This is a genomic window from Aquincola sp. J276 (assembly GCF_024700035.1).
In the GTDB taxonomy this organism is placed as follows: domain Bacteria; phylum Pseudomonadota; class Gammaproteobacteria; order Burkholderiales; family Burkholderiaceae_C; genus Aquincola; species Aquincola tertiaricarbonis.
Map to the genome: position 1 here is coordinate 294,781 of NZ_JAJONC010000001.1, position 25,645 is coordinate 320,425.

The window sequence follows — 25,645 nt, forward strand, 5'->3', positions numbered from 1 at the left end:
CCTCCTGCGTCACAGCCGCAGCGGTGCCACCGCGGGCCGGGTGAGCTGGGGCAGCCGCGGCGCCCAGCGCGGGAACTTGCGGATGAAGTGGAAGACCAGGTAGCTGCGCACCATCGACCACAGGCTGGGCTGTTCGATCTGCGCCGCGTCCACTTCCTTGCAGGCGTTGTCCATCAGGTGCTTCAGCCGGCCATGCAGCACCTGGTTGAAGTTGCGGTCGCGGATGACGACGTTGGCTTCCAGGTTCAGCGACAGGCTCAGCGGATCCAGGTTGCTGGAACCCACGGTGGACCATTCCTCATCCACCAGCGCCACCTTGCCGTGCAGCGGCCGCTCGCAGTATTCGAAGATGCGCACGCCGGCCTTCAGCAGGTTGGCGTACAGCGTCTCCGCGGCGGCCTTGGCGATGGGCATGTCGGGCTCGCCCTGCAGGATTAGCACCACCTCCACGCCGCGGCGGGCGGCATTGCGCAGCTCGCGGATGAAGCGGTAGCCGGGGAAGAAGTACGCATTGGCGATGACCACCCGCTGCCGCGCCGAGCGGATGGCCGCGCGGTAGTGGCGCTCGATGTCGGTGGTGTGGTCGCGGTTGTCGCGGGTGATGAACATCGCCATCGCATCGCCCACCGCCTCCAGCGCCTTCTCGGCCTCGGGCTTGGCGCGGCGCAGCCAGCGGCGGCTGGGCTGCACCACGCGCGCGGCCGCGCGGGCAAAGGCATGGATGTGGCCGACGATGGGGCCTTCCACCTCCACCGCATAGTCCTGCTTGGCCTCGGGGCCGTAGTCAGCCAGGTGGTCGGCGGAATAGTTGATGCCGCCGACGAAGGCCCGCGCACCGTCCACCACCACGATCTTGCGGTGCATGCGGCGCAGCATGTTGGGCCGCCAGCCAAGGATGGAGGGCGCCGGGTCGAAGGAGCGCAGCACCACGCCGGCCTCGCGCAGCGGGTCGGTGAAGCTGGGGCCCAGGTCGGGCGAGCCGAAGCCGTCCACCAGCAGGTACACCTGCGCGCCATTGCGCGCGGCGCTCAGCAGCGCCTCGTGCAGGCCGCGGCCCACCTTGTCGTCGAACAGGATGAAGGTCTCGACATACACCTCCTGCCGGGCGGCGGCGATGGCCTCGAACACCCGGGGAAAGAACGCCTCGCCGTTCTCCAGCAGCGAGAAGCGGTTGCCCGCCACCCAACGCGAGCTCATACCGCGATCTCCGCCGCCAGCGGCGCATGGTCCGACAGGTGGTTCCAGGGTTTCTTGGGCAGCACGATGGGCGCATGCACGCGCGCATTGCGCACGTAGATGCGGTCCAGCTGCAGCATCGGGAAGGCGGCCGGAAAGCTGCGGGCCGAGGCCCCGGTGGCGTGCTGGTACACCTCGCGCAGGCCAGCGCGGGCCAGGATGTTGTGGGCACGCACGCGCCAGTCGTTGAAGTCGCCGGCCACCACCACCGGTGCATCGTCCGGGATGTGCTTGTGCATCATCTGGCACAGCAGCTGCAGCTGCTTGACGCGGTGGCGCTCCTGCAGGCCCAGGTGCACGCAGATGGCATGCAGCGGCCGGCCGTCGGGCAGCTTCAGCACGCAGTGCAGCAGGCCGCGCTTTTCCGGCCCGGCGATGGAGACGTCCAGGTTCTCGTAGTGCGCGATCGGGTACTTGGACAGCACCGCATTGCCGTGGTGGCCATGCGGATAGACCGCGTTGCGGCCATAGGCGAACTCGGGCCAGATCTCGTCGGCCAGGAATTCGTAGTGCGGCGCATCCGGCCAGCCGGCCCAGCGGGTGGAGTGCCGGGTGTGGGTGCCCAGCACTTCCTGCAGGAACACCACGTCGGCGGACACCTGCCGCACCGCCTCGCGCAGTTCATGCAGGATGAACCGGCGGTTGAAGAAGGTGAAACCCTTGTGCGTGTTCACCGTCAGCACCCGCACGTTCACGGCTTCGGGCGCGGCGGTGGAAGGGGTATCGGTGGGGCGTGCTTCTGCAAGGGCGCTCATCATCCCCAAGTTGTACCCAAGGGCCCCGGCGGCCGATGTAGGAAGACGCCCCGCCTGTGCGTGGCCGTTCTGCCGAAAGGCGCCGGGTGCGCCGCGCCTGCCTTCAGCGGGAGGCGGTACGCACCCAGGCCATGCGCTGGGGGCCGGCGCCGCCGTCGAACAGCGTGTCCAGCGGCCGCGTCTCGGGCAGCACGTACACGACGCTGCGGCTGCGGCCCAGGTGCGGCGCGATCACCTCGCGGTAGAAGGCCACCGGCACCACCACGCAGCCCAGCGAGATGCGCCGGTCGCGCAGCCGGGGCGAGGCCAGGCGCTGCTCCCGCGCCTGCCGCGCCGGGCCGGGGCGCAGGCGGTGGATGGCGAAGGCGGCGTCGTAGTCCAGCCAGACGATGTCCTCGCCCTGGGCGTTGCGGCCGGGCTCGGCCTCAAAGCGGCCGGCGGGCGTGGTGCGTTCCTGGGGCGCCACCGCGCCGATCTGGGCCCGTTCGCCCACACCGGGCGTGCTGTCGTCGCCGGGTGCGAGGCCCAGCAGCACGGGCGTGCGCGCGATCTCGCGGCCCTGGCCGTCGAACACGCTGAGCACCGCTTCGCGCTTGTCGACGATGGCGAATGGCATCCCGCGGTGGTCGCCGGCCTGCACGATGCGGCTCCAGGCCTGGGCGGTGTCATGGCTGGCCGACTGCGCGGCGGGGGTGAAGCAGGAGGCCGCCAGTGCGATCAGCACGGCGGCCAGGCAGGGGGTGGCTCGGGGCGCACGGCAACGGGGCGGCAACGGCATCTGGCCTTCCGGTGGGGTACTGCGAAGCGGCGCCACGAAGGCGCCGGCGCGCATGGTACCCAGCCAAAAGCAAGGCCCAAGCCACCAAAAGGCTGCGGTTTACCCGGTGGTTCTGCCCAGTGCGGCGTGGCGGCTGCGCACGTCGTAGGAGTGGAAGACGGCCTGCACCGGCCGGGTTTCGGGCAGCACGTACACCACCGCCTGCATGCGGCGGAACAGCGGCTCGATGTGGGCGTCGAAGAAGGCCGCCGGCACGTTGATGCAGCCGTAGGAGATGCGGTTGTCCTCCGGCGTGGGGCTGGCCAGCCGCTCCAGGCGGCGTTCGGCGGCCACCAGCGGCCGTACGCGGTGCATGGAGACGGCGGCGTCATAGTCCACCCAGACGACGTCTTCGCCGGAGGTGTTGCTGCCGCGCTCGCCGATGAAACGGCCGGCCGGCGTGGTGCGTTCCTCGGGCTTGACCAGCGGGATCGGCCGGTCGCCGATGCCCGGCACCGAATCGTCGCCCACGGCCAGCCCCAGCAGCACCGGCGAAGCGCCGCTCAGCCGGCCCTGGGCGTCGAAGACGTAGACACGGGCCTGCTGCTTGTCGACCACCACGAAGGGCTTGCCGCCGTGGTCGTTGGCATCCACCGTCCAGTCGGCCACATGGCGGGCGGAAGGCGACGGCTGCTCGGCGCCGAAATCCGCCAGGCGTGGCGCGGCAACGGGCGCGGGCGCGGCGGACAGGGCGGCGGTGGGACCCGGTGCACCGGCTTGGGGCATCCGGGTGGCCAGGCCCAGCGGCGGCAGGGTGAGCACGCCGATGGCGGCCGCGATCAGCAGGCCTCTGCGCACGCCGAAGGCCCACTCGCTGGCGGGAGGCGGGTTGCGGTCGGGGCGGCTGGACATCATGGGGCGGATGTGGAGGCAGGGAGTACCGGCGTTGAGCCGGCCCTCCCTGCAAGCCCGGCGCAGGCGCGCGGGCGGTTTGACGAGCAGCGCGGATGCGCTTAGTTGCGGTCGGCGCGGGCCGGACGCTGGTTCATCGTGCCGCTGGTGCTGCTGTCCATGCTGCTGCCGGTGGCGCCCGAGGTGGAGCCGGTGGCACCGGAGGTGCTGCCGCTGTTCATGCCGCCCGACGTCGTGCCGGTGGCGCCGACGCCGCCGTTCGTCGTCTGGTTGCTGTTGTTCTCTTGCGTGCCGGTGCCACGCGGATTGGTGTTGCTGTTCATCGTGCCGGCGTCGGTGCGGGCGCTGGGGGCGGCGGTGGAGCCGCTGGTGCTGCCCTGGCTCATCGTGGAGCCGGTGCTGCCCGAGGTCGTGTTGTTGGGCTGCACGCCGTTCTGGCTGCCGCTGCTCAGCTGGCTGTTGGTGGTGCCCGGCGTGGAGGTGGCGGAACCCTGTGCAACGGCCAGGCCGAAAGAGCCTGCCAGCGCGGTGGCGGCGATGATCGCGGTGATCGACTTCTTGGTGCTCATGTCCGTACTCCTAGTGGTAGAGGTGGAGGCCTGTTCGACTGGCCTGAGTGCACTCTAGGAGGGTTGGCGGGGCGGGTCCGTCGGCCGCCTGCGCCGCGCGCTGTAGGACATCGGCCCCGGCCGGCTGGGGTGGCCGGCGAGGGCAGTTTACCGATGGATACGCGGCGTATCCGGGGGCGTCAATGGCGGCGCGACAGGCGTGACACCAGCTGCGCCACCTGCGTCTCGGCGGCCACGGCCTGATCGAGTGGCGAACGGCACAGCCCCGAGTGTTCGTAGTGCATGTTCTCGTACAGCTCGGCGGTGGCCGGGTGGGCGCCCAGCACGGCATTCAAGGCCTCGTCGGGCAGGCCGGGCTCGTCCAGCAGGCCATTCAGCCGCTGCACCAGTTGCTGGTATTGGTCGGGCGATGCGGAGCCCGGGCTGCGCTCCAGCCGTTCCAGCAGGCGGGCCAGGGCGATGAGGGTTTCCAGGCGCGCCCGCAGATCGGCCGGGCGGGCGGAAGAAGACGGTTGGGGCAGGGGAGCAGCCATGGAACGGGTTCCTTGCGGTGTGCGTGCGATGAGGAGCAACTGCGGCCGCGTCGGCCCAATTCAAGCCAAGGCTGCGGCCGTCTTCAGTCGGCGCCGCTTTCGGCGGCGATCTGCCGCAGCGCCTGCAGATACACCTCCGGCGGCTGGCCGCCCTGCAGCAGGTGGCGGTGATTGACTACCACCGAGGGCACCGCGCGAATGCCCTGCGCCTGCCAGTAGTGCTCGGCCTCGCGCACCTCGTCGGCGTATTCGCCGCTGGCCAGCACCTCGCGCGCGGCTTCCGGGTCCAGCCCCGCCACGGCGGCCGCCTCGATCAGCACCGCCGGGTCCGACGGGTTCCTGCCATCGGTGAAGTAGGCCTGCAGCAGCGCGCGCTTGAGCGCATGCTGCAGCGAGGCATCGGGCTGCAGCCCGGCCCAGTGCAGCAACCGGTGCGCATCGAAGGTGTTGTAGATGCGGGTGCGCGCACCCATGGTGAAGGTGAAGCCGACCTGCTCGCCGCGGCTGCGGATCGTCTCGCGGTTGGCCGCGTTCTGCGCCGGCGTGGTGCCGTACTTGCGGCTCAGGTGCTCGTCGATGTCCTCGCCTTCGGCCACCATGTCCGGGTTCAGCTCGAAGGGCTGGAAATGCAGCTCCACCGCGATCTCGCCCTCCAGTTCGGCCAGCGCCGTCTCCAGCGCGGTGAGCCCGATGGCGCACCAGGGGCAGGAGACGTCGGAAACGAAATCGATCTTCATGGCGGGTGGTGCGAAGGGCTGTGGAAGGCCGCTATTGCATCACCGTTGCGCAAGACCACTATCCTTGCGCGCCATGCGACTCCTGCTGGTGGAAGACGACCGGATGATCGGCAGCACGCTGCGCCAGGCGCTGCGGCTGGAAGGCCATGCGGTCGATTGGGTGTACGACGCCAAGGCCGCGCTGGCCACGCTGGGCAGCGAGGCCTTTGCGCTGGTGCTGCTGGACCTGGGCCTGCCCGAGCCCGAGCGCCTGGGCAGCGGCCTGGACGTGCTGCGCCAGATGCGCGCCCGCGGCGACCTGACGCCGGTGATCGTGCTCACCGCGCGCGATGCGCTGGAGGACCGCGTGGCCGGGCTGGACGCCGGCGCCGACGACTACCTGGTCAAGCCCTTCGAGCTGGACGAGCTGGCCGCCCGCATGCGCGCCGTGCTGCGCCGCCATGCCGGCCGCGCCGCGCCGTTGCTGCAGCATGAAGGCATCACGCTGGACCCGGCGACGCGGCAGGTGACGCGCGACGGCACGCCGGTGCTGCTGTCGGCGCGCGAATTCGCGCTGCTGGAGGCGCTGATGGCACGGCCCGGCGCCATCCTGTCGCGCCAGCAGCTGGAGGACAAGCTCTACGGCTGGGGCGAGGAAGTGGAGAGCAACACCGTCTCGGTCTACATCCACCAGCTGCGGCGCAAGCTGGGCGCCGACGTGATCCGCACCATGCGCGGGCTGGGCTACTACCTCGGCCGGCGTGGCGAGGCCGCGGCCAGCGCCGACGCCGACGCATGAGCTCGCTGCGGCTGCGGTTGCTGGTCTACCTGCTGGGGGCGCTGCTGCTGGCGGTGGCGGTGCTGGGCGGCGCCACCTACCGCAATGCGCTGCGCGAGACCGAGGCGCTCTTCGACTACCAGCTCAAGCAGATGGCGCTATCGCTGCGCGACCAGGGCGAGATCGCCCCCGGCAGCGCCGACGCGGACCTGGACTTCGTGGTGCAGATCTGGTCGGTGGACGGCCGCGCCATCTATGCGTCCCGTGCGCATGCGGCGCTGCCCACCCGCGCGGTGCTGGGATTTGCCGACGTGCAGGCCGGCGGCCAGACCTGGCGCACCTACAGCGTGGCCACCTTCAGCCGGGTGATCCAGGTGGCCCAGCCGCGGCAGATCCGCGAGCGCCTGGCTGCCGATGCCGCCTGGCGGGCGGTGCTGCCGCTGCTGCTGGTGGCGCCACTGCTGGGCATCGGCGTGTGGTGGGGCGTGCAGCGCTCGCTGGCGCCGCTGCAGCGTGTTTCGCGCGAGGTGAAGCTGCGCGACGCCGAATCACTGGCACCACTGCCCGACGACGGCCTGCCCGACGAGGTGGCGCCGCTGGTGGGCAGCCTCAACGCGCTGCTGCAGCGGCTGGGCGCGGCCTTCGACACCCAGCGGGCCTTTGTAGCCGACGCGGCGCATGAGCTGCGCTCGCCGCTCACCGCGCTCAAGCTGCAGGTGCAGCTGCTGGGCCGGGTGCAGGACGAAGCCGCCCGCGCCGAGGCCATCGCCGCGCTGGGCGCCGGCGTGGACCGTGCCACGCGGCTGGTGGAACAGCTGCTCACCCTGGCCCGCAACGAGCCCGGCAGCCGCCAGCCGGCCTTGCAGCCGGTGGACCTGGGCGCCGTGGTGCAGCATGCCCTGGCCGACAGCGCCACGCTGGCCCTGGCCCGCGGCAGCACCCTGTCGCTGGAGGCCGCGCCCGGCCTGGTGGTGCAGGGGATGCCGCCGGCCTGACGGCCCTGGCCCGCAACCTGGCCGACAACGCGCTGCGCCACAGCCCGCCGGGCGCCCGGGTGCAGGTGGCCGTGCAGCGCGAGGGCGATGCCGCGGTGCTGACGGTGGACGACGACGGCCCCGGCATGTCCGAGGCCGACCGCGCCCAGGCCTTCGACCGCTTCTGGCGCCGCGAAGCCGCCCACGACGGCCCCGAGGCGGCCGGCGGCAGCGGCCTGGGCCTGGCCATCGTCAAGGGCGTGGCCGACCGGCATGGCGCCGCACTGTCGCTGGGTGCCTCGCCCCTCGGCGGGCTGCGTGTGCGTTGTGCATTGCCGCTGGCATCGTGACCCGCACGCCTTTGTCGGGCCGCCTGTGCTTAGCGCGCCCTGCAATCACGCCAGGCTCTTAATCTTCACTTCACCGACGGCTAATCTTCGGCTCACCCCCGCCATCCATCATTGCCTGCAAGCGGAATGAACCGCATCTGGAGAGCATGCAATGACCCGAATCAAACCCCTCGTCGGTGCCCTGGCCGCAGCCGGAGTGCTGGCCGGCGCCAGTGCCGGCGCCTTCGGCTTCAAGCTGCCCTGGAACAAGGACGACGCCGCCGCGCAGCAGCCGCCGGCCGTCGTCACCGCGCAGGCCACGCCGGCCGCCGCCGCCGTGGCGCCGGCCGCGCCGGTGGCCCCCACCAGCGCGCCCAACTTCCGCGCCATCGTGCAGCAGGCCGGGCCGGCCGTCGTCGGCGTCACCGTGGAGGGCACGCGCAAGACCAGCGCGGAGGAAGACCCGATGGCGCAGTTCTTCCGCGGCTTCCCCGGCTTCCAGCAGCGCGGCGGCCCGCGCGGCGGCGAGGTGCCGTTCCGCGGTGCGGGCTCGGGCTTCATCGTCAGCAGCGACGGCCTGGTGCTCACCAATGCGCACGTGGTGGAGGGCGCCAAGGAAGTGACCGTCAAGCTGCAGGACCGCCGCGAGTACCGCGCCAAGGTGCTGGGCAGCGACAAGGCCACCGACGTGGCGGTGCTGCGCCTGGAAGCCAAGGGCCTGCCCACCGTGCGCCTGGGCGACCCGAAGCAGCTGCAGGTGGGCGACCCGGTGCTGGCCATCGGCTCGCCCTACGGCTTCGAGCAGACGGCCACGCAGGGCATCGTCAGCGCCAAGGGCCGCTCGCTGCCGGGGGATGCCTTCGTGCCCTTCATCCAGACCGATGCCGCGGTGAACCCGGGCAACTCCGGCGGCCCGCTGTTCGATGGCGCCGGCAACGTGGTGGGCATCAATGCGCAGATCTATTCGCAGACCGGCGGCTACCAGGGCCTGGCCTTTGCCATCCCGATCGACGTGGCCTTGAAGGTCAAGGACCAGATCGTGGCCACCGGCAGCGCACAGCATGCGCGGCTGGGCGTGGTGATCCAGGACCTGTCCGCGCCGCTGGCCGAGTCCTTCGGCCTGCCGCGGCCCGATGGCGCACTCGTCGCCCAGGTGGCGCCGGGCAGCCCGGCCGCCGCTGCGGGGCTGAAGGCCGGCGACGTCATCACGCAGGTCAACGGCGAGGCCATCGAGCGCTCGGGCACGCTGTCCAGCCGCATCGGCCTGTCGTCGCCGGGGGACAAGGTCAAGCTGCAGGTGTGGCGCGACAAGGCTGCGCGTGAGGTGGAAGTGAAGCTGGCCCGCGCCGAGGACCCGGAGCGCCAGGCCGCCAATGCCCAGGGCGAGGTGGAGCCCGGCAAGCTGGGCCTGGCCCTGCGCCCGCTGAGCCCGCAGGAGCGGCAGCAGAGCGGCCTGCAGGAAGGCCTGGTGGTGGAGCAAGCCGCAGGTCCGCGGCGCGGGCGGGCGTGTCCAGCGGTGACGTGCTGCTGGCCATCAACGGCCAGCCGGTGCAGTCGGTCGAGCAACTGCAGGGCGTGCTGAAGAACAAGCCCCGCAGCGTGGCGCTGCTGATCGAGCGCCAGGGCGAGCGCATCTTCGTGCCGGTGCAGCTGGGCTGAGGACGCGCGTGGCCGGTGGGGCCTGAGGCCTTCCCGGCGGTGCTCAGGCCGCGGCCTGGGCGCCGGCCATGCGCTTCATCAGCCGCCCCGGCGTGGCCGGCCATCCCACGCGGCCGAACCAGGCACCGCCGGCGGTGGTCACGGCATTGATCAGGCCGTACACCACCAGCGCCACGCCCTGCGCCAGGAACACGCCGGCCAGCCCCTGGCCCCAACGCAGCGCCAGCCAGCCACCGGCGCCGGCCACCGTCAGCCGCGCCAGGTTGCCGGCCACCGGCCAGCCCAGCCGCCCCGCGCCCTGCGAGGCGAAGTACAGCACCAGCCCCAGCCCGAAGAAGCCATACAGCGGACCCACGGTGCGCAGGTACAGCGCGCCGGCTTCCAGCATCGCGGGGTCGGTGTCGAACAGGCGCAGCCAGGCATGCGGCCACACCGCGGCGGCGATGCCGATGGTCTCGGTGATGAGCACCGCCAGGCCCGCGCCAACCCAGGTGGCCCGAAGCGCCCGTTCGCGCTGGCCGGCGCCGATGCAGGTGCCCACCATGGCCACCAGTGGCCCGCCCAGGCCGAACACCAGCGGCACCAGCAGGTATTCCAGCCGCGAGGCGGTGCCGTAGCCGGCGATCGCCGCCGCACCGAAGCCGCCCACCAGCGCGGTGGCGATGCCGATCGCCAGGTTGGTGGCGATGGTGGAGATCGCGCCCGCGATGCCCACGCCCAGGATGGCGCGGAACAGCGGCCAGCGCAGCGGCACGCCGCGCCACACCGGCCGCAGCAGGCTGCGCGGCGAGCGCAGGTAGGCCAGCAGCGCCACGCTGCCCAGCGCGTAGTACAGCAGCAGCGCGATGGCGCCACCCGCGATGCCCAGCGCCGGCAGCGGGCCCCAGCCGAAGATCAGCGCGGGCGACAGCGGCACCAGCAGCAGCGCCCCCACCGAGGTGACGGTGGCCGGCACCGCCATGTTGCCGGTGCCGCGGATCACCGCCGCCAGCGCATTGAACAGCCACACCAGCACCGCCCCGGCGAACACGCAGTTCGAGTACAGCAGCGCCGCCTCCAGCGAGGCGCCGCGGCCGCCCATCTGCGCGTACAGCGCCCGGCCGCCCAGCAGGGCCGCAGCCATGAACACCAGCCCGAAGGCCAGCGCGATCAGCACCGCATGCAGCACCAGCGCATTGGCGTCCTCGCGCCGCCGCGCGCCCAGGGCGCGGGCGATGGCCGAGGCGATGCCGCCGCCCATCGCGCCGGAGGACATCATCTGCATCAGCATCACCACCGGGAACACCAGCGCCACGCCGGCCAGCGCATCGGTGCCCAGCTGGCCGATGAAGTAGGTCTCGATCAGGCCCACCGCCGCCTGCGCGAACATCACCAGCACGTTGGGCGCGCCAAGACGCAGCAGCGTGGGCGCGATGGGGCCCTCCAGCAACAGCCGCGTCCGCGGGTCCAGCGCGGGGCGGGCGGGCGATGCATCGGAAGGCGTGGCGGCAGTGGCTGTTTTCATATGACGACCATCATTCGATGGCGCAGCCTAGCACGCGCGGCGAAGACGTGCCTGCGGCGGCCCCACCAGCGGCCGGGGACGCGCCACCGCATACGATGGGCGCATCCTGATCCCACCGCTGTGCCTGCCGCACACGCCACCGACATGAGCCTGCTGGATACCATCGAACTGCAATCGGGCGACGCGCCCGGCGCTTCCATCATCGTGCTGCACGGCCTGGGTGCCGACGGCAACGACTTCGTGCCCATCGCGCAGGAGCTCGACCTGGGCGAGGTCGGCGACGTGCGCTTCGTCTTCCCGCATGCGCCCACCATGCCGGTGACGATCAACGGCGGCTACGTCATGCGCGCCTGGTACGACATCCTCGGCGCCGACCTGGTGCGCCGCGAGGACGAAGCCGGCCTGCGCCAGTCGCAGCAGCAGGTGGCCGCGCTGATCGACCGCGAGCGCGAGCGCGGCGTGCCGGCGCACCGCATCGTGCTGGCCGGCTTCTCGCAAGGCTGCGCGATGTCCTTGATGACCGGGCTGCGCTATCCCGAGCGGCTGGGCGGCATCGCCGGCCTGTCCGGCTACCTGCCGCTGGCCGACCGCCTGGCCGCCGAGGCCCACGATGCCAACCGGCTGGTGCCCATCTTCCAGGCCCATGGCCGCAGCGACGGCGTCATCCCCATCGCCCGCGCCATCGCCACGCGCGATGCGTTGAAGGCCGCCGGCTACGACGTCGAATGGCACGAGTACCCGATGCAGCATTCGGTCTGCCCGGAGGAGATCACGCACCTGGGCGCCTGGCTGCGCAAGGTGCTGGCTCGCTAGAATCGCGGGCTCAATTGATAACGCTGCAGCGAGGAACGCCCGACATGTACCAGGAAGACAAGGACGACACCACACGCGTGGGCCTGTGGATCACCTTCGGCGTGGTGGCGCTGGTGGTCATCAGCGTCATCGCATCGATGGTGGTGCGCCAGCTGCGCATGAACAACGCGGCGCCGCAGACGGACGTCGCGGTGGTCGAGGAAGTGGTGCTGATCGAAGGCCCCATCACTGGCGAGCTGACCGGCGTGCTGTACTTCGAGACCGCCCAGGCCACGCTGCCGGCCAATGCCGCCGCCGAGCTGAGCAAGGTGATGGAAGCGCTGGCCGCCGCGCCCGCGCGCAAGGTGGTGCTGTCCGGTTTCCACGATGCCACCGGCGACGCCGCGCGGAATGCCGAACTCGCCAAGCAGCGCGCCCTGGCCGCGCGCACGGCGCTCACCAGCGCTGGCGTGCCTGGCGACCGCATCGGGCTGCGCAAGCCCGAAGTGACCGTCGGCGGCGGCAACGAGCAGGAAGCCCGTCGCGTGGAACTGCGCCTGGTCGACTGACGGCAAAGCCCGCACGACAACGAAGAAGGCCGGGCAATGCCCGGCCTTTTTCCTGCGCGCCGCGCCGCGGCGTCAGCCGCCGATGCGGCCCAGCAGCAGGTACTCCATCAGCGCCTTCTGCACATGCATGCGGTTCTCGGCCTCGTCCCACACCACCGACTGCGGACCGTCGATCACGTCGGCCGCCACCTCCTCGCCACGGTGCGCGGGCAGGCAGTGCATGAACAGGGCATCGGGCTGGGCCGCGGCCATCATGTCGCGGTCCACGCACCAGTCGGCAAAGGCCTTGCGGCGGGCCTCGTTCTCGGCCTCGTAGCCCATGCTGGTCCACACGTCGGTGGTCACCAGGTGCGCGCCCGCACAGGCTTCCTTCGGATCGGCGAACACGCGGTAGCAGTCCGCATTGCGGATGCCGGCCACCGCGGGGTCGATCTCGTAGCCGCCGGGCGTGCTCACATGCACCGTGAAGCCCAGGATCTCGGCCGCCTGCAGCCAGGTGTTGGCCATGTTGTTGCCGTCGCCCACCCAGGCCACCACCTTGCCCTGGATGGAGCCGCGGTGCTCGATGTAGGTGAAGATGTCCGCCAGGATCTGGCAGGGGTGGTATTCGTTGGTCAGGCCGTTGATCACCGGCACCCGCGAATGCGCCGCGAAGCGCTCGAGCTTGCTCTGCTCGTAGGTGCGGATCATCACGATGTCGACCATGCGGCTGATGACACGCGCGCTGTCCTCGATCGGCTCGGCGCGGCCCAGCTGGCTGTCGCCGGTGGTCAGGTGCACCACCGAGCCGCCCATCTGGTACATGCCCGCCTCGAAGCTCACGCGGGTGCGGGTGCTGGCCTTCTCGAAGATCATCGCCAGCGTGCGGTCCACCAGCGGCTGGTACTTCTCGTAGTTCTTGAAGCGCTGCTTGATGATGAGTGCGCGCTCGAACAGGTAGCCGTATTCCTCGGCCCGGAGGTCCTTGAACTGCAGGTAGTGCTTCATCAGCCGCGCCCCGGGTTTCATGGCTTGCCGCCGGCCGAGGAACTGCTTGATCAGCGGGCACAGGATGGCCACGATCTGCGCGGCTTCCTCGGCGCTGAGGATCAGCGCGGGCACCAGCCGGATCACGCGGTCGGCCGTCACGCTCAGCAGCAGGCCGTTCTCGCAGGCGATGCCCAGCAGCTCGCCGCAGGGGCGGTCGAGCTCGATGCCCAGCATCAGGCCCTGGCCGCGGATCTCGACAAAGCCTTCCACGCCTTCCAGCTCGCGTTCCAGCCCGGCGCGCAGCAGGCCGCCGACACGCGCGGCGTTCTCCAGCAGGCCTTCTTCTTCCATGATGCGCAGCGTCTCCACGCCCGCACGCATTGCCAACGGGTTGCCGCCGAAGGTGGTGCCGTGGTTGCCGGGGCCGAACACCTTGGCCGCCTTCGGGCCGGCCACCACCGCGCCGATCGGCACGCCGGAGCCCAGGCCCTTGGCCAGCGGCATCACGTCGGGCTGGATGCCGGCCCACTGGTGCGCAAACCACTTGCCGGTGCGGCCGATGCCGCACTGCACCTCATCCAGCATGAGCAGCCAGTCCTGCTCGTCGCACAGGCGGCGCAGTGACTTCAGGTAGTCGGTGCGCGTGGGGTTGATGCCGCCTTCGCCCTGGATGGTCTCGAGGAACACCGCCACCACGTTCGGGTTGGTGCGGGCCACTTCCTCCACCGCAGCCAGGTCGTTCAGCGGCACGCGCACGAAGCCTTCCACCAGCGGGCCGAAGCCGGCCTGCACCTTCACATTGCCGGTGGCCGACAACGTGGCGATCGAGCGGCCATGGAAGGCCTTCTCGTAGACGATGATCTCGGGGCGCTCGATGCCCTTGTCGTGGCCGTACTTGCGCGCGATCTTCAGCGCGGCCTCGTTGGCCTCCAGGCCGGTGGAGCAGAAGAACGCGTTCGTCAGCCCCGACAGCGCGGTGAGCCTGGCGGCCAGCGTCTCCTGCAGCGGCACGTGGTAGTAGTTGGAGGAATGGATCAGCTTGCCGATCTGTTCCTGCAGCGCCGGCACCAGCTTCGGGTGCGCATGGCCCAGCGTGTTGACGGCGATGCCGCCCAGGCCGTCCAGGTACTTGCGGCCCTGCGTGTCCCACACCCAGCAGCCTCGGCCGTGCGACAGCGCGATCGGCAGGCGGCCGTAGGTGTGCATCACGTGCGGCTCGGTCGGCAGGGCGGTGTCAGCAGCGGTCATGGATGGCTCCGGCGGGGCAAGGGCCCGTCTGAAATGCAAGAGGGGCCGGATTCTAAGGGCGTGCGCATGACGGCACGGCCTTCGCCGCCACGGCCGCCGCGGTCGTGCTGCGCCGCAGCAGCCTCAGGGCACAATATCCGTCGACCCTGCGTTTTTGCCCTGCATGAAGCCACTCACTCCTCCCCCCGAAACCGCGCGAGTTCGTCGTCCAGGGTCTGACCAAGGAAGGTCGCACCTTCCGCCCCAGCGATTGGGCCGAGCGGTTGGCGGGTGCGATGTCGTGCTTCCGCCCGGGCGGCAACGTCGGCGGGCCCGGCGCGCGCATCGGCTATTCGCCGTACTGCGTGCCCACGTCGGTGGGCCATGTGAAGGCGGTGCTGATCAGCGAGGCGCTGAAGGAGATCGAGCCGATGGCCTGGGACTTCGTGATGAACTTTGCCCGCGACAACAACCTGCAGGTGGCCGAGGTGTGCGTGCTGCCGGACGTACCGGCCCCGCCGCGTTGAAAGCCCAGGCGCCGGACAAGAAGCCGCGCACCAACGCAAAAAGGGCCTGCTGAGCAGGCCCTTTTTCATCACCCGGCTGCCGGCTGTCAGGCCGAAGCGGTCGCGGCCGACAGGGCCTTGACCTTGGCCGACAGGCGGCTCTTGTGGCGTGCAGCCTTGTTCTTGTGGAAGATGCCCTTGTCAGCGACCGAGTCGATGACGCTCTGGGCGACGGCGAACAGTTCGGTGGCCTTGGCCTTGTCGCCAGCGACGACGGCCTTCTGCACGTTCTTGACGACGGTGCGGAACTTCGAGCGCAGCGAGGTGTTAGCAGCGTTCAGCTTCACGTCCTGGCGCGCGCGCTTGCGGCCGGAGGCGAGGCGGACGGTCTTCTTCTTGGCTTTGGAAGAGGTTGCCATAGGATATTCGGGTTGCCGGGTGATGCGGAGCCAGCGAGTATAGCACGCCCTCGGCCGGCGTCATAATCGCGCGCCGCCCGGCCTGGCCAGAGGGGGCGTACCCGCGATCCCGCGTCCCTGTCCCGTCCCCATGCGGCTGTCCGCCGCCCGCCCAGTGAACCTCTTCAAGGCCGCCTCCACCGTTTCCCTGCTCACGCTGGCATCGCGCATCACCGGACTGGTCCGTGACCAGCTGATGGCCAGCGCCTTCGGCGCCAGCGCCTGGACGGACGCCTTCAACGTCGCCTTCCGCATTCCGAACCTGCTGCGCCGGCTGTTTGCCGAAGGCGCGTTCTCGCAGGCCTTCGTGCCGATCCTGGCCGCCACGCGTGAGCGCGACGGCGATGCTGCCACCCACCAGCTGATCGACGCGGTGGCCACCATGCTGTTCTGGGTGCTGGTGCTGACGGTGGTGGTGGGCATGGTCACGGCGCCGTTGCTGGTGCTGGCCATCGGCTCCGGCCTGGCCCGCTTCGACGACGCGGTGGACCTCACCCGCTGGATGTTCCCCTATATCGGCTTCATGTCGCTGGTGGCGCTGGCCGGCGGCATCCTCAACACCTGGCGGCGCTTCACGGTGCCGGCACTGACGCCCGTGCTGCTGAACGTGGCCTGGATCGTCGCCGCGCTGTGGCTGGCGCCGGCTTTCGAGCGCTGGGGCATCGAGCCCATCTATGCCATCGCCGTGGGCGTGCTGGCGGGGGGGCGCCATGCAGTTGGCGGTGCAGGTGCCGGCGCTGGCGCGCATCGGCGCGCTGCCGCGCATCGGGCTGCTGCCCGGCGCGGTGAAGGCGGCCTGGCACCACCCGGGCGTCGGCCGCGTGCTCAAGCAGATGGCGCCGGCGCTGGTGGGCGTATCGGTGGCGCAGTTGTCGCTGCTGATCAATACGCAGATCGCGTCGCGCGTGGGCGTGGGCGCGGTGTCCTGGCTGTTCTATGCCGACCGGCTGATGGAATTCCCGACCGGGCTGCTGGGCGTGGCGCTGGGCGTGGTGCTGCTGCCGCAGCTGTCGGCGGCGCAGGCGCGCGGGGACACCCAGCGCTATTCCGGCCTGCTGGACTGGGGGTTGCGCCTGATGCTGGTGCTGGCGCTGCCCTGTGCGGTGGCGCTGCTGGTGTTTCCGAAGGCGCTGGTGTCGGTGCTGTTCCACTACGGTCAGTTCAATCCGAACGATGTGGAACAGACGGTGCGCGCGCTGATGGGTTATGGCGTCGGCCTGATGGGCCTGGTGGCGGTGAAGGTGCTGGCCCCGGGCTTCTACGCACGGCAGGACATCCGCACGCCGGTGCGCATCGCAGTGGTGGTGCTGGTGGTCACGCAGCTGCTGAACCTGCTGTTCGTGCCCTGGTTCGGCCATGCCGGCCTGGCGTTGTCGATCGGACTTGGCGCGCTGGTCAATGCCGCGTGGCTGCTGTTCGGGCTGCTGAAGCTGCAGGTGTACCTGCCGCGGCCGGGCTGGGGCCTGTTCGCGCTGCGCATCGGGGCGGCGACGCTGGCGCTGGGGGCGGCTCTTTGGGTGGCCGCCGAGCGCATCGACTGGATCGGTTTGCAACAGCAACCGGGTGTGCGTGCGGCTTGGATGGCCGCGGTGCTGGCCGGGGTGGCGGCGCTGTATTTCGGCGTGCTGGCCCTGCTGGGCATGCGGCCTCGGCACTTCGCCCGACATGGCTGAAGCCATCGCCTACACTGGGTTCATGACCGGTTCGCTGCGCTTCGAGGCCCCGTCGCCTCTCACGTATTTCGCATCGCTGGTGGCCGAGGACGAGAGCCTCTCGTTGCTCGAAGCCGCGGTGTCGATCGCGCAGGACGAGTATCCGCAGCTCGACCCGCAGGCCGTGCTCGCCGAGATCGATGGCCTGGCCTGGCAGCTCAAGCGCCGCATTCCGGCCGATGCCGCCACCCTGCAGAAGCTGCGCCTGCTCAACCGCTACTTCTTCCATGAGCTGGGCTTCGGCGGCAACGTCAACGACTACTACGACCCGGCCAACAGCTACCTGCACAAGGTGCTGGAAAGCCGCCGTGGCATTCCCATCAGCCTGGCCATCCTGTACATCGAGATTGCCAGCCAGATCGGGCTGACGGCCCGCGGCATCTCGTTCCCGGGGCACTTCCTGGTCAAGCTGCGCATGTCGCAGGGCGAGGTGGTGATCGATCCGTTCAACGGCCAGTCGCTGTCGCGCGAGGACCTGGACGAACGGCTGGCGCCGTACCGCCGACAGCAGGGGTTGGAGGGCGACTTCGAGGTGCCGCTGGGCCTGTTCCTGCAGTCCACGCCGGCGCGTGACGTGCTGGCGCGCATGCTGGGCAACCTCAAGGAGATCCACCGCAGCGCCAACGACTGGCCGCGCCTGTTCGCGGTGATCGAGCGCCTGGTGGTGCTGCTGCCGCAGCAGTGGGAGCAGCGGCGCGACCGGGCCCTGTGCCTGGAAGAGCTGGGCCGCCCCGATGAGGCGGCCGAGGACCTGGCGATCTACCTGCAGCACCGGCCCGATGCCGAGGACGCCGCCGCGCTGCGCCGGCGCATGACGCAGCTGCGCCGCGCGGGCCGTCCGCCGCTGCACTGAGCGCCTGGCGGATGTGCAGGAAGGGCGGCGGCCCGCCTTCCTTACAATCCGCCGTTTCGCGCGCGGCACTGCGCCGGGCGACGCAGACCAGATGAGACAGTTGCCGCTGGCTTTCGGGCCGCGACCCCCGCAAACCTTCGAGAGCTACCTGGCCCGTGCCAACGCGCCGGCGGTGGCGCACCTGCAATCGCTGCAATCGCCTGCCGCACCGGTGTACCTCTGGGGCCCGCCGGGCAGCGGCAAGACTCACCTGCTGCATGCGCTCATCCTGGCGGCGCAGGACCGAGGCGAGCGCGCCGGCTGGTTCAATGCCGCGTCGCCGCTGCCGTTCGAATTCGACGACACTTGGTCGCTGATCGTGATCGACGAGGCCGATGCGCTGGAGGCGGCCCGCCAGCACGGCGCGTTCACCTTGTTCATCGAGGCCATGAGCCACGGCGTGCAGCTGGTGGCCGCCGGCCGCCTGCCGCCGGTGGACCTGCCGGTGCGCGACGATCTGCGCACCCGCCTGGGCTGGGGCCATGTGTTCGCGCTGCAGCCGCTGGCCGAGGCCGAGGCCCGCGCCGCGCTGCGCCGCGAGGCCGACCGCCGCGGCATTTTTCTCTCCGACGACGTGATGGACTACGTGCTGAGCCGCTTCTCGCGCGACATGAAAGACCTGATGGGCCTGCTGGACCGACTCGACGACTTCGCGCTGGCGCAGCAGCGCGCCATCACCGTGCCGCTGCTCAAGCTGATGCTCAGCGAGGAAGGCGCCGCCGCATGAACCTCACCCTGTTCGACCTGGACGGCACGCTGCTGCCCATCGATTCCGACCACGCCTTCGGCGAGTTCATGGTGCGCACCGGCTGGGCCGACGGCGCCGCCTTCCAGGCCGAGAACGACCGCTTCTTCGCCGACTACCTGGCCGGCCGGCTGGACCTGCAGGCCTATGTGCGCTTTTCCACCGCGCCCTGGCGCGACCGTCCGTTCGACGAGATCGAGGCCGGCCGCGTGCGCTTCTTCGACGAAGCCATCCGCCCGGTGCTGCATCCGCAGGCGCATGCGCTGGTCCGGGGCCATGCGCAGGCAGGCGACCTGCTGGCCATCGTCACCGCCACCAACGAGTTCGTCACCCAGCCCATCGCGCGCGCCTTCGAGGTGCCCACGCTGATCGCGGTGGAGCTGGAGCGTGATGCGCAGGGCCGCGCCACCGGCGGCATCCGCGGCATCCCGTCCTACCGCGAAGGCAAGGTGCCGCGGGTGGAGGCCTGGCTGGCCGGGCAGGGGCCGCGGCCGCGGCGACTTCGACCGCATCACGGTGTACAGCGATTCGACCAACGACCTGCCGCTGCTCGAATGGGCGACCGAGCCCGTCGCCACCAACCCGAGCGCTGCGCTCGAAGCCATCGCGCGGGAGCGCGGCTGGCGCATCCTGAGACTTTTCGAATGATCAAGACCTTCATCGACAGGCTGCTGGGCAAGACCTCCTCCGCCAAGGCCGGCAAGGCCGCGGCCGGCAAGGTGCCGCTGGGCAAGCGCGTGGAGGTGCCCGCGAGCGAGCACCGCATCAACCCTGAACTGCTGGACGAACGCGCCGTGCGCGTGGTGCGCACGCTGAAGGACGGCGGCTTCGAGGCCTACATCGTCGGCGGCGCGGTGCGCGACCTGCTGGTCAACCGCCGGCCCAAGGACTTCGACGTGGCCACCAATGCCACGCCGGAGGAGGTGAAGGCACTGTTCCGCCGCGCCTTCATCATCGGCCGGCGCTTTCGCATCGTGCACGTGATCTTCGGCCGCGGACGCGAGCACGAGGTGGTGGAGGTGTCCACCTTCCGCGCCTACCTGGACAACAGCGCCGCCGAAGCGGTGGCCGGCAACGAGAAGACGTCGAAGTCGGAGCTGGCTGGCAAGAGCCATGCGGTGGATGCCGCCGGCCGGGTGCTGCGCGACAACGTCTGGGGTCCGCAGATCGAGGACGCCGCCCGCCGCGACTTCACCGTCAACGCGATGTACTACGACCCGGTGACCGAGATCGTGGTGGACTACCACGGCGGCCTGAAGGACATCGAGCGCAAGGTGCTGCGCATGATCGGCGACCCGGTGACGCGCTATCGCGAAGACCCGGTGCGCATCGTGCGGGTGGTGCGCTTCGCGGCCAAGCTGGGCTTCCAGATCGAGCCCAAGACCCGCGCGCCCATCGGCGAGATGGCCGCGCTGCTGGACAACATCCCGGTCTCGCGCCTGTTCGACGAGACCATCAAGCTGCTGCAGACCGGCCATGCCGTGGCCAGCGTGGAAGAGCTGCGCAAGCAGGGCCTGGGCAGCCGCTTCCCGATGCTGGACGTGCTGATCGGGCCCGGCGCCGACAAGCCCGAGCATGCGGCGCGCCGCAAGTTCGTGGAACTGGCGCTGGCCGACACCGACCGCCGCGTGTCGGAAGACCGTCCGGTGGCGCCCAGCTTCCTGCTGGCCTGCCTGCTCTGGCACGAAGTGCTGGCCGGCTGGCACCGTGGCCGCGAGGCGGGCGAGGCGCCGTTCCCGGCACTGATGCAGGCGGTGGACGCGGTGTTCGACGCCCGCGTGGGCGACATCTCCGGCCGCGGCAAGCTGGGCACCGACATGCGCGAGATCTGGGGCATGCAGCCGCGCTTCGAGCGCCGCACCGGCAACGCGCCGTTCTCGCTGGTGGAGCAGCCGCGCTTTCGCGCCGGCTACGACTTCCTGCGGCTGCGCGCCGATGCCGGCGAGGTGGATCCGGCGCTGGCCGAATGGTGGGAGGACTTCTCGCTGGGGACGCCGGAGGAGCGTGATGCGCTGCTGGCCGCCGCACGTGAACAGCAGAGCAAGGTGCGCCGGGCGCCGGCCTCCGGCGCGGCCAAGCCGCCGCGCAGCCGCAAGTCGGCACCCGCGGGCGAGGAGGCGCTGGCCACGGACGCCGCCGACAGCCCGGAGGACGAAGACGAACTGCCCGCGATGGAGGCCGAAGGCGCCCCCGCGCGCAAGCGCCGCCGCCGCCGCCGCAAGCCGGCCGGTGCCGCCGTGGCGGGCGAGGCCGGTGCTTCCGGCGACGCCGCCGCGCCCGCGGGCGACAACGCCTGAGCCGGATGTCGATGACCGGCGGCGTCCCATCGGCCGACGACCGCGTGTTCGTCGGCCTGGGGGCCAACCTGGGTGATGCCCGCGCCACGCTGCAGTCTGCGCTGGCCGGGCTGGCCGCGCTGCCCGGCATCGTGCTGGTGCGGGCCTCCGGCTTCTACCGCACCGCGCCGGTCGACGCCGATGGTCCCGACTACCTGAATGCCGTGGCCGAGCTGCGCAGCACGCTGGCGCCGGAGGCGCTGCTGGATGCATTGCAGGCCATCGAGCAGCGGCACGGCCGCCAGCGCCCCTACCGTAACGCGCCGCGCACGCTGGACCTGGACCTGCTGCTGGTGGGCCAGCATGCGCAGCACGACGATCGACTGACGCTGCCGCATCCCCGGCTGCATGAGCGGGCCTTCGTGCTCGCGCCGCTGCAGGAGCTGGCGCCGGGCCTGGAGATTGCTGGCCTGGGCACGGTCGGCGCCTTGCTGGCAAGCTGCACCGGCCAGCCGATCGAGCGGCTGCCCTAGCGGCCCCCCACCCGTTCTCCCAGGATTCCACACGATGTTTGCGAGCTTGTCGCAGCTGCCGCTGTCGGTGCAGACCTTCGGCCTGCTGGTGCTGTCCAACGTATTCATGACCTATGCCTGGTACGGGCACCTGAAGAGCCTGGCCGACCGGCCGTGGTGGATCGCGGCGCTCATCAGCTGGGGCATCGCGCTGTTCGAGTACCTGCTGCAGGTGCCGGCCAACCGCATCGGCTACCAGGGCGGCTACACGCTGGCACAGCTCAAGATCGCGCAGGAGGTCATCACCCTGTCGGTCTTCGTGCCGTTCGCGGTGGTGGTGATGGGCCAGCCGCTGAAGCTGGACTACCTGTGGGCCGGGCTGTGCCTGGTCGGCGCGGTGTACTTCATCTTCCGGGGCTGAAGGCAGCCCGCGCGGCGATGCTGGACGCGTTGCGGCACATCGCCATCGAAGGCCCCATCGGGGCGGGCAAGAGCACGCTGGCCCGGCTGCTGGCCGAGCGGCTGGGCGCGCAGCTGCTGCTGGAGCGGCCGCATGACAACCCGTTCCTCGAGCGCTTCTACGCCGATGCGCCCAGGTACGCGATGCAGACGCAGCTCTTCTTCCTGTTCCAGCGCATCGAGCAGTACCGCGAGCTGGCCCAACCGGGCATGTTCACGCCGCGCATCGTCAGCGACTTCATGTTCGCGAAGGACGCGCTGTTCGCGCGGCTCACGCTGTCGGACGACGAATACCGGCTGTACCTGCAGATCCACCAGGCCATGGCGCCGCAAATGCCGCGGCCTGACCTCGTGATCTGGCTGCAGGCCGATGCCGACACGCTGCTGGGCCGCATCGCGCGGCGCGGCCTGCCGATGGAGCAGGGCATCGATGCGGCCTACCTGCAGTCGCTGGCCGCGGCCTACGGCGCCTGGTTCGAGCGCGAGCCCCTGCTGCCGGTGCTGGCCATCGACACCACCCGCTTCAATCCACTGGAGCGGCCGCAGGACCTGGATCGGCTGCTGCAGCGCCTGCGGCAGTTCCAGGGGCCGCGCGAGGCCATGTAGCTACACTGCGCGCCCTGTGTCCATGTGACCGTGGCGTGACTGTCTTGTGACAACCGCGGCCCGCGTCCCGATCCCCGAGGAACCGACCGATGCTGTTCGGCAAGCTGCTGCCCCGCGAGGGCAATTTTTTCGAACTCTTCAATGAACACGGCAAGCAGATCGCCGAAGGCGCACGTGCCTTCACGCGCCTGATCGAGCACTACGCCGACTTCACGCTGCGCGAGCAGTACGCCGCGGAGGTGAATGCCGCCGAGCGCAGCGCCGACCGCATCACCGCCGAGGTGAACCGCCTGCTGCACAAGACCTTCATCACCCCCATCGACCGGGAGCAAATCCACGGCCTGATCAATGCGATGGACGACGTGCTGGACCTGCTGCAGGACGCCACCGAGACCATGCAGCTGTACGACGTGCGCGCGATGACCGAGGAGGTGCTGCGCCTGGGCGACCTCAGCGCCAAGTGCTGCGACCGCGTGGCGCACGTGGTCACGCTGCTGCCCAAGCTGTCGGACCACACGGTGGTGGAGGCTGCGCTCAAGACCTGCGAGGAGATCGACAAGCTGGAGTCGGATGCCGACCGCGTGATGCGCGCGGCGATGAGCAAGCTGTTCCGCGAGGAGCCGGACGTGCGCGAGCTGATCAAGCTCAAGGCCATCTACGAGCAGCTCGAATCGATCACCGACCGCTGCGAGGACGTGGCCAATCTCGTCGAGGGCATCGTCCTCGAGAACTCGTGAGACCGGCTGCGCGATGGATGCGGTCCAGGTAAGTTTCGGCGTGGTGGTGCTGCTGGTGGTGCTGGCAGTGGCCTTCGATTTCATGAACGGCTTCCACGATGCGGCGAACTCCATCGCCACCGTGGTGTCCACCGGCGTGCTCAAGCCGCAGCAGGCGGTGGTGTTCGCGGCCACCTTCAACGTGATCGCGGTGTTCGTCTTCCACCTCAGCGTGGCGGCCACGGTGGGCAAGGGCATCGTGCAGCCGGGCATCGTCGACCACTATGTGGTGTTCGGGGCGCTGGTGGGCGCCATCGCCTGGAACGTCATCACCTGGTGGTACGGCATTCCTTCCAGCAGCAGCCATGCGTTGATCGGCGGCATCGTTGGCGCGGTCATCGCCAAGTCGGGCGTGGGTGCGCTGGAGTCGGGCGGCGTGCTGAAGACGGTCGCCTTCATCTTCGTCTCGCCGCTGCTGGGCTACCTGCTGGGTTCGCTGATGATGGTGGCGGTGGCCTGGGCGTGCCGGCGCAGCTCGCCGCTGCGGGTGGACAACTGGTTCCGGCGGCTGCAGCTGGTGTCGGCCGGGCTGTACAGCCTGGGCCACGGCGGCAACGATGCGCAGAAGACCATCGGCATCATCTGGATGCTGCTGATCGCCACCGGCTATGCCAGCGCCACGGACGCGATGCCGCCCACCTGGGTCATCTGGACCTGCTATATCGCCATCGGCCTGGGCACGATGTTCGGCGGCTGGCGCATCGTCAAGACCATGGGCCAGAAGATCACCAAGCTGAAGCCGGTGGGCGGCTTCTGCGCCGAGACTGGCGGCGCGATGACGCTGTTCTTCGCCACCGCGCTGGGCGTGCCGGTGTCCACCACCCACACCATCACCGGCGCCATCGTCGGCGTGGGCTCGGTGCGCCGCGCATCCGCGGTGCGCTGGGGCGTGGCCGGCAACATCGTCTGGGCCTGGATCTTCACCATTCCCGCGTCCGCCTTCATCGCCGCCGTCTTCTACTGGCTGGGCCTGCAGGTGCTGTGACGCAACGACCCGGCGCCGACCGGGTGCCCCCGCGGCCGACGCCCGGCCGCTCCGAAGGCGGCCGCGCAACCCGCTTGGCGGGTGGTCCGGCGCCGCAGGCGCCGGACCGGGTGCCCCCGCGGCCGGCGCCCGGCCGCTCCGAAGGCGGCCGCGCAACCCGCTTGGCGGTGGACCGGCGCTGCAGGCGCCGGACCGGGTGCCCTCGCGGCCGATGCCCGGCCGCTCCGAAGGCGGCCGCGCAACCCGCTTGGCGGGTGGACCGGCGCCGCAGGCGCCGGACCGGGTGCCCCCGCGGCCGACGCCCGGCCGCTCCGAAGGCGGCCGGGCAACCCGCTTGGCGGGTGGACCGGCGCCGCAGGCGCCGGACCGGGTGCCAACATCTACTGGCTGATCTTCTTCGCCTCTTCCACCTGGTATTCGAAGTAGCGCTGGCCGCTGAACGCGATGGTGGCCATCAGCACGCCGGCGCCGATCAGTAGGGCCGCCACCGCGCCCAGCACCGGCGCCCAGCGGGTGGGATGCACCGGCTGGCCCGGGTTGTGGCGGGCATCCCAGCGCTCGTCCGGCGTCAGTCCGTAAAGGATGGCGGTCAGCATTGCCTGCGCCACCATCAGTCCCAGCAGCGGAATGAGCACCCAGCTGACGTGATCGTCCAGCCCGTACTCCTGCACCCGCTGCAGGCCGTGCACACCCAGCAGCGTGGGCACGCAGTAGAACCAGCCCCAGCGGTCGCGCCAGCCATGGAGGTAGAAGCGGTGCAGCCCCAGGCTGCCCAGCAACAGGGCCAGCCAGGTGGCCAGCGTCTTCGACTTGTAGCTGACCATCGCCGGCTTAATCGTCGGAGTCGGTGGGCGGCGTGGCATCGCCCCCGCCCAGCGCGCGCTGCATCAGCACCACATCCAGCCAGCGGCCGAACTTCCAGCCCGAGGCCTTGAACACACCGGTGTGCTCGAAGCCGCAGCTGCGGTGCACCCCGATCGAGCCCGCATTGGCCGAATCGCCGATCACCGCCAGCATCTGCCGCGCGCCGCGGGCCTCGCACTGGGCCATCAGCTCCACCAGCAGCAACTTGCCCACGCCCTGTCCCCGCGCCTGCTCGTGCAGGTAGATCGAGTCCTCGAGGCAGAAGCGGTAGGCGCGGCGGGGCCGGAAGAAGTTGGCATAGGCATAACCCAGTACCTGGCCGTCGCGCTCGGCCACCAGCCAGGGCAGGCCATTGCCCAGCACCGCCTCGCGCCGCTTGGCCATCTCGGCTTCGTCGGGTGCTTCCAGCTCGAAGGTGCCGGTACCGTGCAGCACCGCATGTTGGTAGATGGCCGTGATGGCCGGCAGGTCATGCGCCGTGCTGGCACGGATCAACAGATTGGTCATGCGCAACAGTTTATAATGCGCGGTTTCGGCGCTGGCCGGTGGTTGTCGGGTGCAAGCCCGCTGGCTGC

At 70.5% G+C, this 25,645-nt stretch carries 25 protein-coding genes and 5 pseudogenes; 17 read left to right on the forward strand and 13 right to left on the reverse strand.

Annotation, left to right across the window (positions count from 1 at the left end):
• Positions 1-9: 9 nt before the first annotated feature.
• From clsB to LRS14_RS01445, 7 genes are all read right to left on the reverse strand, one after another.
• On the reverse strand, positions 10-1,197 hold the full coding sequence (gene clsB / locus LRS14_RS01415; RefSeq protein WP_046113472.1) for a cardiolipin synthase ClsB: 1,188 nt from the start codon (positions 1,195-1,197) through the stop codon (positions 10-12).
• On the reverse strand, positions 1,194-1,991 hold the full coding sequence (locus tag LRS14_RS01420) for an endonuclease/exonuclease/phosphatase family protein (protein WP_046113615.1): 798 nt from the start codon (positions 1,989-1,991) through the stop codon (positions 1,194-1,196). The genes clsB and LRS14_RS01420 overlap by 4 nt, the downstream gene beginning before the upstream one ends.
• Positions 1,992-2,094: 103 nt before the next feature.
• Positions 2,095-2,715, reverse strand: a complete 621-nt coding sequence (locus LRS14_RS01425) for a L,D-transpeptidase (protein ID WP_198156944.1) — start codon at positions 2,713-2,715, stop codon at positions 2,095-2,097.
• A gap of 153 nt (positions 2,716-2,868) precedes the next feature.
• Positions 2,869-3,663, reverse strand: a complete 795-nt coding sequence (locus tag LRS14_RS01430) for a hypothetical protein (RefSeq protein ID WP_257798323.1) — start codon at positions 3,661-3,663, stop codon at positions 2,869-2,871.
• A 98-nt stretch (positions 3,664-3,761) separates the two neighbouring features.
• A complete protein-coding gene (locus LRS14_RS01435; protein WP_052736326.1) occupies positions 3,762-4,229 on the reverse strand; it encodes a hypothetical protein in 468 nt (155 codons plus the stop codon).
• Positions 4,230-4,408: 179 nt separating this feature from the next.
• Complete coding sequence (locus LRS14_RS01440) at positions 4,409-4,762, reverse strand: hypothetical protein (RefSeq protein ID WP_257798324.1); 354 nt, start codon at positions 4,760-4,762, stop codon at positions 4,409-4,411.
• An 83-nt stretch (positions 4,763-4,845) separates the two neighbouring features.
• Positions 4,846-5,499 (reverse strand): DsbA family oxidoreductase, encoded by a 654-nt coding sequence (locus tag LRS14_RS01445; RefSeq protein ID WP_257798325.1) that lies wholly within the window; start codon positions 5,497-5,499, stop codon positions 4,846-4,848.
• Between the two features lie 73 nt (positions 5,500-5,572).
• Between LRS14_RS01445 and LRS14_RS01450 the strand changes: the two genes are divergently transcribed.
• From LRS14_RS01450 to LRS14_RS01460, 4 genes and pseudogenes are all read left to right on the forward strand, one after another.
• Positions 5,573-6,277 (forward strand): response regulator, encoded by a 705-nt coding sequence (locus LRS14_RS01450; RefSeq protein ID WP_046113475.1) that lies wholly within the window; start codon positions 5,573-5,575, stop codon positions 6,275-6,277.
• Complete coding sequence (locus LRS14_RS01455; protein ID WP_310740785.1) at positions 6,274-7,251, forward strand: histidine kinase dimerization/phospho-acceptor domain-containing protein; 978 nt, start codon at positions 6,274-6,276, stop codon at positions 7,249-7,251. The genes LRS14_RS01450 and LRS14_RS01455 overlap by 4 nt, the downstream gene beginning before the upstream one ends.
• 32 nt (positions 7,252-7,283) lie before the next feature.
• Positions 7,284-7,580 carry an ATP-binding protein gene (locus LRS14_RS30130; protein WP_310740845.1) on the forward strand — a complete coding sequence of 99 codons (297 nt, stop codon included), beginning with the start codon at positions 7,284-7,286 and terminating at the stop codon, positions 7,578-7,580.
• A 151-nt stretch (positions 7,581-7,731) separates the two neighbouring features.
• A pseudogene (locus tag LRS14_RS01460) lies at positions 7,732-9,218 on the forward strand (Do family serine endopeptidase).
• Between the two features lie 43 nt (positions 9,219-9,261).
• Here LRS14_RS01460 and LRS14_RS01465 read toward each other — a convergent pair.
• Positions 9,262-10,722 carry an MATE family efflux transporter gene (locus LRS14_RS01465; RefSeq protein WP_257798326.1) on the reverse strand — a complete coding sequence of 487 codons (1,461 nt, stop codon included), beginning with the start codon at positions 10,720-10,722 and terminating at the stop codon, positions 9,262-9,264.
• 144 nt (positions 10,723-10,866) lie between these two features.
• Between LRS14_RS01465 and LRS14_RS01470 the strand changes: the two genes are divergently transcribed.
• Together LRS14_RS01470 and LRS14_RS01475 are read left to right on the forward strand one after the other, a co-directional pair.
• Positions 10,867-11,535, forward strand: a complete 669-nt coding sequence (locus LRS14_RS01470; protein ID WP_257798327.1) for an alpha/beta hydrolase — start codon at positions 10,867-10,869, stop codon at positions 11,533-11,535.
• Positions 11,536-11,579: 44 nt separating this feature from the next.
• Positions 11,580-12,083: an OmpA family protein gene (locus LRS14_RS01475; RefSeq protein ID WP_257798328.1), complete on the forward strand. Its 504-nt coding sequence runs from the start codon at positions 11,580-11,582 to the stop codon at positions 12,081-12,083.
• A 72-nt stretch (positions 12,084-12,155) separates the two neighbouring features.
• Here the strand turns inward: LRS14_RS01475 and argF are convergent, their stop codons facing one another.
• Positions 12,156-13,091 (reverse strand): ornithine carbamoyltransferase, encoded by a 936-nt coding sequence (gene argF, locus LRS14_RS01480; protein WP_046113481.1) that lies wholly within the window; start codon positions 13,089-13,091, stop codon positions 12,156-12,158.
• Positions 13,092-13,094: 3 nt separating this feature from the next.
• Positions 13,095-14,300, reverse strand: a pseudogene (locus LRS14_RS01485) (aspartate aminotransferase family protein); the annotation flags it as partial.
• Positions 14,301-14,485: 185 nt separating this feature from the next.
• On the opposite strand from LRS14_RS01485, the pseudogene LRS14_RS01490 reads away from it, so the two are divergent.
• A pseudogene (locus LRS14_RS01490) lies at positions 14,486-14,806 on the forward strand (DUF3579 domain-containing protein); the annotation flags it as partial.
• 86 nt (positions 14,807-14,892) lie between these two features.
• Here LRS14_RS01490 and rpsT read toward each other — a convergent pair.
• A complete protein-coding gene (rpsT, locus tag LRS14_RS01495; RefSeq protein WP_046113484.1) occupies positions 14,893-15,204 on the reverse strand; it encodes a 30S ribosomal protein S20 in 312 nt (103 codons plus the stop codon).
• 154 nt (positions 15,205-15,358) lie between these two features.
• Between rpsT and murJ the strand changes: the two are divergent.
• From murJ to LRS14_RS01545, 10 genes and pseudogenes are all read left to right on the forward strand, one after another.
• A pseudogene (gene murJ / locus LRS14_RS01500) lies at positions 15,359-16,916 on the forward strand (murein biosynthesis integral membrane protein MurJ).
• A 22-nt stretch (positions 16,917-16,938) separates the two neighbouring features.
• The gene (locus LRS14_RS01505; protein WP_046113619.1) at positions 16,939-17,808 is read left to right on the forward strand and encodes a SirB1 family protein; all 870 of its coding nucleotides are present in this window, start codon (positions 16,939-16,941) and stop codon (positions 17,806-17,808) included.
• A gap of 91 nt (positions 17,809-17,899) precedes the next feature.
• Positions 17,900-18,574 carry a DnaA regulatory inactivator Hda gene (hda, locus tag LRS14_RS01510; protein ID WP_046113486.1) on the forward strand — a complete coding sequence of 225 codons (675 nt, stop codon included), beginning with the start codon at positions 17,900-17,902 and terminating at the stop codon, positions 18,572-18,574.
• A pseudogene (locus LRS14_RS01515) lies at positions 18,571-19,240 on the forward strand (HAD family hydrolase). The gene hda and the pseudogene LRS14_RS01515 overlap by 4 nt, the downstream one beginning before the upstream one ends.
• Positions 19,237-20,889, forward strand: coding sequence for a polynucleotide adenylyltransferase PcnB (gene pcnB, locus LRS14_RS01520; protein WP_257798329.1), 1,653 nt, complete (start codon positions 19,237-19,239; stop codon positions 20,887-20,889). The pseudogene LRS14_RS01515 and the gene pcnB overlap by 4 nt, the downstream one beginning before the upstream one ends.
• Positions 20,890-20,900: 11 nt before the next feature.
• A complete protein-coding gene (folK, locus tag LRS14_RS01525; protein ID WP_404977567.1) occupies positions 20,901-21,401 on the forward strand; it encodes a 2-amino-4-hydroxy-6-hydroxymethyldihydropteridine diphosphokinase in 501 nt (166 codons plus the stop codon).
• 34 nt (positions 21,402-21,435) lie between these two features.
• Complete coding sequence (locus tag LRS14_RS01530; RefSeq protein ID WP_046113489.1) at positions 21,436-21,801, forward strand: DMT family protein; 366 nt, start codon at positions 21,436-21,438, stop codon at positions 21,799-21,801.
• A gap of 17 nt (positions 21,802-21,818) precedes the next feature.
• Positions 21,819-22,445 (forward strand): deoxynucleoside kinase, encoded by a 627-nt coding sequence (locus LRS14_RS01535; RefSeq protein ID WP_257798331.1) that lies wholly within the window; start codon positions 21,819-21,821, stop codon positions 22,443-22,445.
• Positions 22,446-22,534: 89 nt separating this feature from the next.
• Positions 22,535-23,182, forward strand: a complete 648-nt coding sequence (locus LRS14_RS01540; RefSeq protein WP_046113491.1) for a DUF47 domain-containing protein — start codon at positions 22,535-22,537, stop codon at positions 23,180-23,182.
• Positions 23,183-23,195: 13 nt separating this feature from the next.
• Entirely contained in the window at positions 23,196-24,206 is a 1,011-nt protein-coding gene (locus LRS14_RS01545) for an inorganic phosphate transporter (RefSeq protein WP_257798332.1), read from the forward strand.
• Positions 24,207-24,586: 380 nt separating this feature from the next.
• Here the strand turns inward: LRS14_RS01545 and LRS14_RS01550 are convergent, their stop codons facing one another.
• The gene (locus LRS14_RS01550; RefSeq protein ID WP_046113493.1) at positions 24,587-25,030 is read right to left on the reverse strand and encodes an NINE protein; all 444 of its coding nucleotides are present in this window, start codon (positions 25,028-25,030) and stop codon (positions 24,587-24,589) included.
• 7 nt (positions 25,031-25,037) lie between these two features.
• Positions 25,038-25,577: a GNAT family N-acetyltransferase gene (locus LRS14_RS01555; protein WP_257798333.1), complete on the reverse strand. Its 540-nt coding sequence runs from the start codon at positions 25,575-25,577 to the stop codon at positions 25,038-25,040.
• Positions 25,578-25,645 lie beyond the last annotated feature (68 nt).